The sequence below is a fragment of the Bartonella sp. AC130YNZD genome (assembly GCF_042196865.1).
In the GTDB taxonomy this organism is placed as follows: domain Bacteria; phylum Pseudomonadota; class Alphaproteobacteria; order Rhizobiales; family Rhizobiaceae; genus Bartonella.
This window is the reverse complement of record NZ_JBHIQZ010000005.1, coordinates 35,722-48,360: the sequence shown is the minus strand read 5'-3', so window position 1 is coordinate 48,360 and position 12,639 is coordinate 35,722. Positions and strand designations below refer to the sequence as shown.

The following is a 12,639-nucleotide window of genomic DNA, read 5'->3' as shown; positions in this document are numbered from 1 at the left end:
AACTTTTCTCATTTCACAACAGAGTAAAGTTATTGGATTATTTTATAATGTGCGATTAATATGTTCGATACGGAAGGTCTCAATGATGTCTCCTGCACGCATGTCTTCATAATTTTCAAAGGCTATTCCACATTCTTGACCACTTTGCACTTCATTGACTTCATCCTTAAAGCGTTTGAGTGTTTTCAGCTTTCCTTCGTGAATAACGATATTATCGCGGATAAGGCGAACACCGGCTCCTCGTTCTATTTTACCTTCTGTAACACGACATCCTGCAACTTTTCCAATTTTTGTAATGTTAAAGACTTCTAGAATTTCAGCATTACCAAGGAAAGTTTCACGCTGTTCTGGTGAGAGTAATCCAGACATGGCAGCCTTGATATCGTCAACAAGATCATAAATGATGTTGTAATAACGAATCTCAATTCCTTGTGTTTTAGCAAAATCACGTGCTTGCTTATTGGCTCGAACATTAAAGCCAATTACAGCAGAGTTAGAAGCTTCTGCAAGAGAAATATCACTTTCGGTAATTCCTCCAGCACCAGAATGTACAATACGTGCACGAACCTCATCATTTCCAAGTTTTTCCAATGCTGAAGCAATTGCTTCGATTGATCCTTGCACATCCCCTTTTATAATAAGAGAAAATTCCTTAACACCAGTCGTTTGCAATTTTGTCATCATTTGCTCAAGAGAACCACGCGAACCAGTTTGCCGCGCAACAGCTTTATCACGTGCTAATCGTTGCCGATATTCAGAAATTTCACGTGCTTTTGCTTCATGTGTGACAACAGCAAAACGGTCTCCGGCTTGTGGTGTTCCTTGCATGCCTAAAATTTCAATTGGTGTAGAAGGAACGGCTTCTTTGACATGGCGGCCATGGTCGTCAATCAAAGCACGCACACGACCCCATTCATTTCCGGCAACTATAATATCAGAAGGGTGTAATGTACCTTTTTGAACAAGAACTGTTGCAACAGACCCACGTCCGCGATCCAATTTGGCTTCAATGATAACGCCCTCTGCAGTTCGTTGGGGATCTGCTTTCAGATCAAGCATTTCAGCCTGAAGAAGGATAGCTTCGAGAAGTTTATCAAGATTTTGACCAGTTTTAGCAGAAACTTCAACGTCCAAAGTTTCACCACCCATAGTTTCAACAAACACTTCATGTTGTAGAAGTTCTGTACGCACTTTTTGTGCATTCGCAGCTGGTTTATCAATTTTGTTGATAGCAACAATGATAGGTACACCAGCAGCTTTCGCATGATTGATTGATTCAATCGTTTGAGGCATAACACTATCATCAGCGGCTACAACGAGAACAGCAATATCAGTAACACGAGCTCCGCGTGCACGCATAGCCGTAAATGCAGCATGACCTGGTGTATCAATAAAGGTAATTTTTTGACCATTTTGTTCTACTTGATAGGCACCAATATGCTGCGTAATACCTCCTGCTTCGCCAGAAACAACATTTGCTTTACGAATAGCATCCAAAAGCGAAGTTTTTCCGTGGTCAACATGGCCCATAATGGTTACAACAGGGGCGCGCTGCCGCATGTTTTGAGGATTATCTGTTATATTAAAGATACCTTCTTCTACGTCAGATTCTAAAACACGTTTAACAGTATGGCCAAATTCAACAGCGATGAGTTCGGCAACATCTGCATCAATAACATCGCCAGGTTTCATCATTTGTCCTTGTTTCATCAAGAATTTAATCACATCAACAGAACGCTCAGTCATACGTTGTGCGAGCTCTTGAATGGTAATCGTTTCAGGAAGAACAACTTCGCGAGAAATTTTTTCTCTTGGTTCTTGATTTTGTGCACGCTTAAACTTTTCCTGTCTACGCCGCATTGCAGCCATTGAGCGCCCACGTACGCTTCCTTCTTCATCCAGTGCACTATTCAGAGTTAGCTTTCCGCGTCTCCGCTCATCAGCTCCTTTGACAACTTTGGGTACACGTATGTCTGACTTAGCAGGATTAGCACGTCGATTATGCCGTTCTTCCTCTTTATTGTCATCTATTTTGCGTTTTTCAACCACGGTTGTCTGTTTAGGCGCAATAGGAATATCTGTCTGTTCAATGAGAGGGGGAACAGGTGGAGTCTGTACTGGCGATATTTCTTCTTCTTGTTGGAGATGTATTTCTTTTTCTTTAATTTCTTGCTGTAAAATTTCTTCACGCTCTTTAGCGCGTCTTGCTTCTTCTTCGGCTTGTTCTCGCGTTATTCTTTCTTGGATATGTGCTTCTTCTAACGCGCGAAGTCTCGCTTCTATTTCAGTTGATGAAAGATTGCTTTTGGACACAGATTCTTGAGGCTTTTTTCCCTCAAAACGCGGTTTAGAACGCTGGGAGGCCACATGCGGCTTTGTAATTGGCTGTAGGGTTTCAGCTTTTTCATCAGGTCGCGTAATTTTACGCCGTTTGGTTTCGACAACGACAGCCTTCGTACGGCCATGACTAAAATTTTGTTTAACCGTGCTCGTTTCCAAGACAGACCTCTTGAGAGTTAGTGTCTTCTTGACGGTTGTTTTGTCGTTGTTATTTTCACTCATTGTACTTCCTTCACGGCTTGTGCCGTCATCTCACTAGACTTACTATGCTTGTCGTCACGATAGCTGATCAATTTACATGTCGTTTTGAGAAATCCTTCAGCAGCTTTTGTGTCCAGTAAGGCCGCGTGCATTACAGGATTAGAGCCAAAAGCCACTCGCATTTCATCACTTGTAAATAAAGATATGGTTTTTATAGTCCGATTTGTTTGTTGTTGTATTGAATGAATGGCCTGTGCAATTTTTCGTTTCCCATCTTCTGTTGTTTCTTTAGCATGAAGTACAAGAATAACTTTACCAGAGCGGATAGCAGCGTCAACCTTTGTTGCTCCCATAACAATTGCTCCCGCTTTTCGTGCCATGGAAAGGCTTGAAAGAGCGGCTTTTAGTAAAAGCGTATCAACAACATGCACAAGATTTGGTGCAACTTCAACATCTGTTTTAAAATTTCTATGAAAAGCTTTCTGTTTGATTGCTTTCTCAATAACAGCGTGATGGGCAGAAATCCAAACGCCACGCCCTGGTAAATTCGCTTTAAGATCAGGAACAATTTGGTTATTGGGACCAATAACAAAACGGATCAGCGTTTGTGCTGAAGCATTTTTTCGGGTCACAATGCAAGTCCGTTCATTCATTTAAAGTGTATCCACATCCAAATCATCTGTTTTTTCATCTTCTACAGGATTTTCTGTAACAAGACCAGCTTGGTCTATCCAGCCTGCTTGTACACGTGCGGCTAAAACCATAGCTTCTGCATCTGCGCGTGTAATGTCAAAAGGGGTTAAAATACCAGAAAAATTCTGTGTTTGACCTTCTTTACGTTCTCTCCAACCAGCTAAATCATCAACGGCATAGCCAGCAAAGTCTTCTATTGTTTTTACACCATCTTCACCTACAGCAACCAACATAGCACTTGTCATTCCAGGCAGTGTTCGCAATTCGTCAGAAACTCCGAGCTTTTTGCGTTTTTCATCAAGTTCTTTTTCTTGATGATCAAGATATTCGCGGGCACGACTTTGGATTTCAGCGGCGGTATCATGGTCAAAACCATCAATAGAAGCGATTTCTTCAAGATCAATATAGGCGATTTCTTCAATAGAAGAAAAACCCTCTGATGCCATAACCTGTCCGATCATTTCGTCAACCTCTAAGGCTTCCATAAACAATTTACTCCGTTCAGTAAATTCTTTTTGACGATTTTCAGATTCTTCCTTTTCCGTTAAAATATCAATGTTCCATCCTGTTAGTTGCGAAGCCAAGCGAACATTTTGCCCACGTCGTCCAATAGCAAGGCTAAGTTGATCATCTGGCACAATAACTTCAATCCGTTCAGCATCTTCATCAAGGATGATTTTAGAAACTTCAGCAGGTTGCAGTGCATTAACGACAAATGTTGCCGCATCAGGCGACCAAGGAATAATATCAATTTTTTCGCCTTGTAATTCAGCAACAACAGTTTGTACACGACTTCCTCGCATTCCAACGCATGCTCCAACAGGATCAATGGAACCATCGCGTGAAACAACGGCGATTTTAGCCCGTGAACCTGGATCACGAGCAACAGATTTGATTTCTATAATACCATCATAAATTTCTGGTACTTCCATAGTGAAAAGTTTTACCATAAATTGGGGATGTGTGCGTGAAAGGAAAATTTGCGGACCACGCGTTTCACGGTGTACATCATTGACAAAAGCACGAATACGATCTCCATAGCGGAATGATTCACGAGGAATTAATTCATCACGGCGAACAATAGCTTCACCGCGTCCTAGATCAACGATGACGTTACCATATTCCACACGCTTAACTGTACCAGAAATAATTTCACCAACTTTATTTTTGAATTCTTCATATTGCTGATCGCGCTCTGCATCGCGTACTTTTTGTACAATAACCTGTTTAGCAGATTGTGCTGCGATACGTCCAAAATCCATAGGAGGTAAAAGATCAGCAAAAAAATCACCAATTTTTGCTTCTGCTTGACGTTTGAGAGCATCAGACAAAGTAATTTCCGTTGTATAGTCTTCAACGACATCAACGATTTTAAGCAGGCGCTGTAATTTAATTTCACCTGTTTTAGAATTGATTTCAGCACGAATATTGGTTTCTTGACCATAACGAGAACGTGCTGCTTTTTGAATAGCATCAGCCATCGCAGAAATGACAATTTCACGGTCGATTGACTTTTCACGTGCAACAGCATCTGCAATTTGCAGAATCTCAAGCCTGTTAGCGCTTGTAGCCATCAATTTTCTCCTTCTTTGTGCCACACGATGGGTATTTCCCAGTGATATTATTTTTTGAAATTGAGCGTCTGTATAGAGTCGTTAGCGTTTTCTTCGGCAATGAATTGTTGACTTAAATCTTTATTTTGTTTCAATGCATCGCGAATAAGCTCATCGGTAAGCACTAAATGCGCATTTATGATATCACAAAAGGAAATAGGGGTATACATGGCTTCTCCATAAGCAGCTTTATCAGTGTTTAAAATAAATCCATCTTGCGTGATATTTGTAAGTGTCCCACGAAATTTTCGGCGCCCATCAATTGTTATTTTGGTTTCAATTTTTGCAAGATGCCCTTGCCAATGAAAAAAATCAGATTTTCTTACCAATGGACGATCAATTCCAGGTGATGAGATTTCTAAATGATATTTGCGTTCAATAACATTTTGTACATCAAGGAGGGGAGAAACTGTTCGACTAACAGTTTCACAATCTTCTATGGTCATAGAACCATTGGCACGTTCAACCATAATTTGAAGTGTTAAACCATTTTGACCAAGAAGTTTCACACGAACCAAACGAAAACCTAAAGGTTTAAGTAGTGGTATGACAAGAGCAGCAACCTGTGCTTCGATACCATCTTCTTCAAACAGGCGTGGTTCGTCAAGATTGCTTATTTTTTCAGCTTCGTTCATACATTTTATCCAAGTTGGTTTCATCAGTTTTATGATATTAAAAAAGAGCGGGTCCAACGGCCCACTCTTCATCATAAGACCAAGAATTTAACTATTGATACTCTTAAATTCAAAGTTTTTCAAGTTGTTTATGAGAAAAGCGTTTGATCATTTATTTCTTGATAAAGGTAAGATAGGCAGGTGTTCGTCCTTCGCGTAAAGCTTTTGCTTCATAGCGGGTTCCGCTCCATAGTGGATAAGGGAGTTTCCAGTCTTGAGGGCTTTCTGCTTTCCATTCAAAGTGATCATGTTGTGCACAATGGTACAAAGTCCAGTTTACATAACTGTCTATATCGCTAGCAAAGCGCAAAAATTTCCCTATTTTAAGAACACGAGCAAAACGGTTAAGATTTTTTATGTTGATGAAGCGTCGTTTCCAGTGTTTCTTTTTCGGCCAAGGATCAGGATAGAAGAGGTCTATTCCATCAAGCGAGTTATCAGGGAGCCAATCAAGAAGGCGTGTAGCATCATCATTATAGAGGCGAAGACGATTTTGATGGTTTTGATGCTGTTCAAGAGACGACAATATTTTTGCCATGCCATTGATAAAGGGCTCGACGCCGATAAAACCGGTTTTTGGAAAATATTCCATTTCATGAAGTAAATGTTCACCTCCACCAAAACCGATTTCAAGTCGAATTTCTCTTACTTTGCTTGAAAATAAGGATGTAAGGTTTAAGGGAGGAGGGACATTTAAATCAATATTAAAATTGGGGAGAAGCATTTGTATACGTGTAAGCTGACTGTTTCGAAGTTGTTTTCCTTGTCGGCGTCCAAAAAATGCTTCACTCTTACGTATATTATGTTTAATCATGGGATTTGGATCATTGTTTGAAGCGTTTTCACGAGATCAGTTTTTTCCCATGAAAACGAGCCATCGTGTTTTGGTTTACGACCAAAGTGACCATAGGCAGCTGTTTTCGCATAAATAGGTTTATTGAGGTCAAGATGTTTTCGAATGCCGGTAGGTGAAAGGTCCATTATTTTGCGGATGGCTTCTTCAATAACTTTTTCATCGACTTTTCCTGTTCCATGAAGATTAAGATAAATAGATAAAGGTTGTGCAATACCAATTGCATAGGAGAGTTGAATGGTGCATCTCTCTGCTAAATGAGCAGCAACAATATTCTTAGCCAGATAGCGTGCCGCATAGGCAGCAGAACGATCAACTTTTGTTGTATCTTTTCCTGAAAAAGCACCGCCTCCATGGGGTGCTGCACCTCCGTAAGTATCCACAATAATTTTGCGTCCCGTTAATCCGGCATCGCTTTGAGGGCCTCCAATGACAAATTTTCCTGTTGGGTTAATATACCAACTGCATTGAGCTGCAATGGGAATGTCATGTAAAGCTTGGCGAATGTAAGGTTCAACCACTGTACGTACTTTATTGGAATCCCAACTTTCATCAAGGTGCTGCGTTGAAAGAACAATGGATGTGACCTCCATCGGTTTTCCATTTTTATAACGTATGGTTATTTGGCTTTTAGCATCTGGTCCTAATTTTCCAGTTTCTCCCTCTCCTTTATGACGGGCTGCGGCAAGAAGTTTGAGAATTTTATGCGCATAATAAATTGGCGCAGGCATGAGATCAGGTGTTTCACGGCAAGCATATCCAAACATGATGCCTTGATCACCTGCTCCTTCTTCACCATGCCGATCCGTAGCATTATCAACCCCTCTTGCTATATCAGCTGATTGTGGGCGCAAAAGAACATCAATTTTAACAGTTTTCCAATGGAAGCCTGCTTGTTCATAGCCAATGGTACGAATAGCACGGCGGGCTGCTGTACGAAAACGTGTGGGATTAATGAGTGGAAAGCTAGTTTCATCATAGATGAATTCTTTATTTTTATCTTTTTTTAATAGCGTATCGGGAACACGTACTTCACCAGCGATAACAACACGGTTGACACTGACGAGAGTTTCACAGGCAACGCGTACTAACCATGGATCAGTACCAGTCTTTTCAGCTTCTTTATAGATCATATCAACGATTTCATCGGAAATACGATCACAAATTTTATCAGGATGTCCTTCCGATACCGATTCGCTCGTAAAAAGATAATCTTGATGCGGCATAGGAACTCCTTCAAAAAAGAAAACCAACGATTTAATCAATTGCTTACTAAAGTCATCACCATTTGCTAATTCTACAGCAAATAGTCAATGCAAATGTATATGAATAAAAGAGAAAAAATATAATTTTAATTTATAACTTATTTGTCAAATCTTCCTCAGAAAGTGCTTTTGCCAAGTCAATAATTTTTCTACGCACTTTAGCATCAGATATATTTGTAAAAGCGCGCATGAGTTGAATCCCTTCGCTGCTAGAACAAAAGTCTATAAAATTGTGTTCACTTTCAGCAAAACCCTCTACTTGTTGGGAGGTAATACCTTTATCAAAAAAGTAAGAAACAGGAACATCCATAATTTCCGCTATCGCTTGAAGACGGCTGGCACCAATACGGTTTGTTCCTTTTTCATATTTTTGGATTTGCTGAAAAGTAATTCCTAATTTTTCACCTAGTTTCTCTTGAGTGAGTCCTAAAATATTACGACGTAAACGGATACGAGTTCCAACATAGATATCTATAGGGTCAGGTTTTTTTCTAGTTTCGGTCATAATGCAACTCTTTATTTCCAGCATTTTTCTTCTAAACCAACATCATATTTATGCGCAGTTGATTTATCATATAATTAAAACAATATGTAATATTTTTTCCCAATATTACTGGTACACGCAACATAATACCGTACAAAGGGCACTTGAATCATTTAAGCTGTTTTGTAAAACCAAAACCAATACGACACAATAGCATAAGGATGAATAAGATAAAAGTAGAGAAAGTTCTGTATTCATTGCTTCCTATAGGGGTAATGGATGATGGAACTCGTGAATCAATAATGCCCACGGCATTTTGTCGAAGAGCTACAACGATTCGTCCATAAGAATCAATAACAGCTGATATGCCATTATTGGCTGCCCGTATGAGAGGGATTCCCAGTTCAACGGCACGAAGCTGTGCTTGTTGAAGATGTTGATAGGGTCCAGGTGTTACACCAAACCATGCATCATTTGTAATATTAATAATTGCTTGAGGCGGGGAGCCTTTAAAAGTCATTTCATGGGGAAATATTGCTTCATAACAAATCAAGGGTAGATAAGAAAATCCGTTTGGCATTGTAACAATTTTGCGCACACTTGCAGCACTATATCCACCAATATTATCGGCAAGGGTACGCAATCCAATTTTTTTCAATAAATTCTGATAAGGAAGATACTCACCAAAAGGAACCAAATGAAGTTTATCGGAAGTATTTAAAATATTACCTTGAGCATTAATGACTGCAATTGTATTAAAATATTGTGTTTGGGAATGAGCTAGATCATTGCTGGCGCGTATTGCTCCAACGATAGCCCATTGTTTAGGTTTTAAAAGAGTGGCAATGCGCATTGTGATAGATGAGTTAGCATAGAGAAGGTAAGGAACGGAAGCTTCAGGCCATACGATAAAATCGGGTTCTGAATTTTGATCGGTTGTTGGCGTTGTACTTAGCTTCATATGCGCTTCCAACATAGATTCTCGTGTATTATCACGCAATTTTATATTTTGTTGGATGGACGGTTGAACAATGCGCACCCAATAAGCACTTTTTTGATCTTCAGCTGTGTTTTCTATAGTATGAAGACGATAAAACCCAAAACCACAGTGAATTAATATAAGTGATAAGCAAAGAGAAAGTGCCACTTTCTTTTTTTCATCCGTTAATAAAACAGTTGGCAAACTGTAGGCTAAGACAGCAAGAATATTCATTCCGTAAAGTCCTACGATTGCATCAGATTGCATGAACACTGGGGTTGGCATGGCTGTATAGCCAAGAGAATTCCATGGAAATCCTGTGAATAAAAACGCACGCAACCACTCGGATAATCCTAATGCAAAGGCTAAAACAAAAAAGCGTGCTATTCCTTTTGTCCATAATAAACCGACAATGAAACCAGAAAAAAACCAATAAAGAGAAAGGTAGAGTGGAGGGAATAAAATGGCTAATGGGACTGCCCAACCAAAAGAATCTGGATCTGTTAATAAAGCATTGCATAGCCACCAAAGTCCGCAAATAAAATAACTAAAACCAAATGTTCCACAGCTTAAAGCGTAAGTAAAAAAATGTTTTTTATTGTTTTTGGTGGACTGTATTGAGTCAAGTAAAACAATAAAGAGAGGGAAAGTTAAAAAGCAAAGAGGTGTTAAATAAAAGGGTGGAAGTGCAAAAGAAGTAAGAGCACCACACAGAAATATCCATGCTTGGCGCTTCCAGCCTGTAACAGAGAACAAAAAAACGATGAAATTGTTAAAAAACGCTGGACTATTCTTTAGGGATGGCATTGTTCTCAAGATTCTCATTTTTTGGAATGCGAAAAATGCGCAACCGTTTGATCCGGCGTTTATCAGCTTCTAAAATACGAAATCTATAGCCAGGTACAGCTTCGACAATTTCACCTTTGGCTGGAATGCGATCAAGAATGGAGACGATCAAACCACCAATAGTATCAACTTCATCACCATATTCCCCTACGATAAAATCAGGACCAAGAGCTTTCTCAACATCTTCTAGTTCAGTTCTTGCATCAACGAGCCATTTATTATTTGGTTCACGTACGATAGCATTGTCGACATTATCATGTTCATCTTCGATATCTCCAACGACTAACTCAACAATATCTTCCATTGAAACGAGACCATCTGTTCCTCCATGTTCATCAATAACTAAAGCCATTTGAGTTCGTGTAGTTTGCATCCGTGTTAATAATTTGCTTGCAAGCATAGAACTGGGAACAAAGAGAACTGTTCGGATCAAATCCAATTCACCAATTGGAGTATGCAAGTCTGTATGGTTTAATTGAAGCAAATCGGATTTTTGTTCGGTTTTTGTTGGGTTGATAATAAAGCGAGTGATGTAGTTAAGAATATCGCGGATATGGATCATGCCGCGCGGATCATCTAAAGTTTCAGCATAAACGGGGATACGAGAATGACCAATTTTTGCAAAACATTTAAGGGTTTCTCCAAGAGAGGTGTTTATTTCTAATGCTTCGATTTCAGAACGAGGTATCATAACATCATCCACGCGTGCTTCACGTAAGCGTAAAATGTTATGCAGCATAGTACGTTCTTCAGGTGAGAAGAGGGCGGTATCTTTTTCATTGTTAGTCGTGAGTGCAACGGTAAGATCATCGCGCAGTGACGTAGATGCACAATTACGACCCCGTAAGAATGAAAATAAATGATTCATCAGGGAATATTTTTCTGTATGATTCGTCTCTTGAGAGGGGGCTTTTTCATTATTAGAAGATGCTTGACTATTATTTTGTGCATTTATTTTGTTTGCCATGGTTTTGAAATCTTCTAGACTTTCTTTTATAACAGATAAATAAGAGGCTTTAAATGGTATGCTGGTAATATTGATTTTAAAAGTTAAATTTTATCATTGATAGACAATTATGCGTAAGGATCTTTTATGGAAAGCTTTTGAAGAATTTCTCTTTCGAGCTTTTCCATTTTATATGCTTCATCATCAGTTTCATGGTCATAACCAAGCAGATGCAAGATACCATGAACAATCATATGTGTTAAATGGTCTTGAAATGTTTTTCCTTCTTTCTCTGCTTCGAAAACAACAGTTTCTCGGGCAATAATAATATCACCGAGCATGGGACCAGGTCGATTTCCAGCTTTAAGTGGAAAAGCAGGAAAGGATAGTACATTAGTAGATTTGTTTTTGTTGCGCCATTGTGCATTGATTTGTGCCATATGTTCATCATCCGTAAAAAGCAGGCTAATCTCGCTTACAGCATTTCCCAATGAAACATGATGCATAGTCGTCATTAATGCTTTTTCAGTGATATTATAAAGCATTTTCTCATCATTCCACCCTGCGCTTTTAATCATTATATCAATAATAATCATGATGAATCAAATTCATTTTTTTATGCATCGCATGCGAATGATTTTTTTTTATTTTGTATTTCGGAATCACGATCATAAGCACGAACGATAGCAGCAACAAGTGGATGGCGTACAATATCTTTTTCATCAAAATGCACAATTGCAATATTTTCTATATTTGAAAGAATGCGAACTGCTTCAATGAGACCTGATTTTTGCCCTGTAGGCAAATCAATTTGGCTTACGTCACCGGTAACGATCATACGCGTTCCTTCTCCAAGACGTGTGAGGAACATCTTCATTTGCATGGGCGTAGTATTTTGTGCCTCATCAAGAATAACAGCAGCATGGGCAAGTGTTCGTCCGCGCATAAAGGCGAGAGGAGCAATTTCTATGACACCAGAAGCTAAAATGCGTTCTATTTTTTCAGCGGGCATCATATCATAAAGAGCATCATAAAGTGGTCGTAAATATGGGTCGACTTTTTCTTTGAGATCACCGGGAAGAAAACCAAGATGTTCTCCAGCTTCAACAGCCGGACGTGAGAGAATAATTCGTTCAATGATACCACGTTCTAGAAGCATTGCAGCATGAGCAACAGCAAGATACGTTTTTCCTGTTCCTGCTGGTCCTACACCAAACACAAGTTCAGTATGCTCCATAGCACTTATGTAAGCGTCTTGTGTTGGAGTTCTTGCATGAATTATTTTTTTATGGGTACTCAACCGTGCTGGTATACGCTTCGTTGCAGATTTGTGTGTTATTGTGTCTTCTTTCTGCTTCTTTGGTATATTTGCCATAGCAATCGCTCCTTTTATATCTGATAAAGTGAGCTCTTGATGTGTTTTGGCACGTTTATAAAGCTGCTGCAATACATATTGCGCACGTTTTATAACGGAAATATTTCCACGGATTAAGACTTCATTACCACGCGGATGAATACTAAGTTCGAGTTTTTTTTCGATATAAGCGAGATTTTCGTCAAATTTACCAAAAACTGCTTTTGCATATTGATTATTTTCGAAAATCAAAACAACTTGGCTCAGATCTGAAGCGCTTGTTTGTTTCAAGGTATCAGCCTTTTCAAGGGACATATTTACTTTTTCTTTAATACGCTTTATTTTTTCGGTTGAAGCTTTCAGCCTATTCTCCATATCTACATAAATATTG

General features: G+C 39.2%; 11 protein-coding genes. All 11 read right to left on the bottom strand.

Annotated features, from left to right (window positions below; genetic code table 11):
- Positions 1-42 precede the first annotated feature (42 nt).
- The 11 genes from infB to ACFINU_RS03225 all read right to left on the bottom strand — a co-directional run bounded on the left by infB (position 43) and on the right by ACFINU_RS03225 (position 12,611).
- Entirely contained in the window at positions 43-2,562 is a 2,520-nt protein-coding gene (infB, locus tag ACFINU_RS03275) for a translation initiation factor IF-2 (protein ID WP_375618043.1), read from the bottom strand.
- The gene (locus tag ACFINU_RS03270) at positions 2,559-3,194 is read right to left on the bottom strand and encodes an RNA-binding protein (protein ID WP_375611814.1); all 636 of its coding nucleotides are present in this window, start codon (positions 3,192-3,194) and stop codon (positions 2,559-2,561) included. Before ACFINU_RS03270 ends, infB begins: the two co-directional genes overlap by 4 nt.
- Positions 3,195-4,808 (bottom strand): transcription termination factor NusA, encoded by a 1,614-nt coding sequence (nusA, locus tag ACFINU_RS03265; RefSeq protein WP_375618042.1) that lies wholly within the window; start codon positions 4,806-4,808, stop codon positions 3,195-3,197.
- 47 nt (positions 4,809-4,855) lie between these two features.
- Positions 4,856-5,506: a ribosome maturation factor RimP gene (gene rimP, locus ACFINU_RS03260; protein WP_375618093.1), complete on the bottom strand. Its 651-nt coding sequence runs from the start codon at positions 5,504-5,506 to the stop codon at positions 4,856-4,858.
- Between the two features lie 127 nt (positions 5,507-5,633).
- Positions 5,634-6,335 (bottom strand): tRNA (guanine(46)-N(7))-methyltransferase TrmB, encoded by a 702-nt coding sequence (locus ACFINU_RS03255; RefSeq protein WP_375618041.1) that lies wholly within the window; start codon positions 6,333-6,335, stop codon positions 5,634-5,636.
- Positions 6,332-7,600 (bottom strand): methionine adenosyltransferase, encoded by a 1,269-nt coding sequence (gene metK / locus ACFINU_RS03250; RefSeq protein WP_375618040.1) that lies wholly within the window; start codon positions 7,598-7,600, stop codon positions 6,332-6,334. The genes ACFINU_RS03255 and metK overlap by 4 nt, the downstream gene beginning before the upstream one ends.
- A 130-nt stretch (positions 7,601-7,730) precedes the next feature.
- Positions 7,731-8,144 carry a helix-turn-helix domain-containing protein gene (locus ACFINU_RS03245; protein ID WP_375611810.1) on the bottom strand — a complete coding sequence of 138 codons (414 nt, stop codon included), beginning with the start codon at positions 8,142-8,144 and terminating at the stop codon, positions 7,731-7,733.
- Positions 8,145-8,292: 148 nt separating this feature from the next.
- Positions 8,293-9,927, bottom strand: coding sequence for an apolipoprotein N-acyltransferase (gene lnt / locus ACFINU_RS03240; protein WP_375618039.1), 1,635 nt, complete (start codon positions 9,925-9,927; stop codon positions 8,293-8,295).
- Positions 9,890-10,915: a hemolysin family protein gene (locus ACFINU_RS03235; RefSeq protein ID WP_375618038.1), complete on the bottom strand. Its 1,026-nt coding sequence runs from the start codon at positions 10,913-10,915 to the stop codon at positions 9,890-9,892. The genes lnt and ACFINU_RS03235 overlap by 38 nt, the downstream gene beginning before the upstream one ends.
- Positions 10,916-11,022: 107 nt before the next feature.
- Positions 11,023-11,490 (bottom strand): rRNA maturation RNase YbeY, encoded by a 468-nt coding sequence (gene ybeY / locus ACFINU_RS03230; protein WP_375618037.1) that lies wholly within the window; start codon positions 11,488-11,490, stop codon positions 11,023-11,025.
- A 20-nt stretch (positions 11,491-11,510) separates the two neighbouring features.
- A complete protein-coding gene (locus tag ACFINU_RS03225) occupies positions 11,511-12,611 on the bottom strand; it encodes a PhoH family protein (RefSeq protein ID WP_375618092.1) in 1,101 nt (366 codons plus the stop codon).
- Between the last annotated feature and the right edge of the window lie 28 nt (positions 12,612-12,639).

Bases quoted from the DNA above. Each gene is read 5' to 3' on its own strand.
- ACFINU_RS03270 (WP_375611814.1), bottom strand. From the start codon at position 3,194: ATGAATGAACGGACTTGCATTGTGACCCGAAAAAATGCTTCAGCACAA.
- lnt (WP_375618039.1), bottom strand. From the start codon at position 9,927: ATGAGAATCTTGAGAACAATGCCATCCCTAAAGAATAGTCCAGCGTTT.
- rimP (WP_375618093.1), bottom strand. From the start codon at position 5,506: ATGAAACCAACTTGGATAAAATGTATGAACGAAGCTGAAAAAATAAGC.
- ACFINU_RS03255 (WP_375618041.1), bottom strand. From the start codon at position 6,335: ATGATTAAACATAATATACGTAAGAGTGAAGCATTTTTTGGACGCCGA.
- ybeY (WP_375618037.1), bottom strand. From the start codon at position 11,490: ATGATTATTATTGATATAATGATTAAAAGCGCAGGGTGGAATGATGAG.
- metK (WP_375618040.1), bottom strand. From the start codon at position 7,600: ATGCCGCATCAAGATTATCTTTTTACGAGCGAATCGGTATCGGAAGGA.
- ACFINU_RS03245 (WP_375611810.1), bottom strand. From the start codon at position 8,144: ATGACCGAAACTAGAAAAAAACCTGACCCTATAGATATCTATGTTGGA.
- nusA (WP_375618042.1), bottom strand. From the start codon at position 4,808: ATGGCTACAAGCGCTAACAGGCTTGAGATTCTGCAAATTGCAGATGCT.
- ACFINU_RS03235 (WP_375618038.1), bottom strand. From the start codon at position 10,915: ATGGCAAACAAAATAAATGCACAAAATAATAGTCAAGCATCTTCTAAT.
- infB (WP_375618043.1), bottom strand. From the start codon at position 2,562: ATGAGTGAAAATAACAACGACAAAACAACCGTCAAGAAGACACTAACT.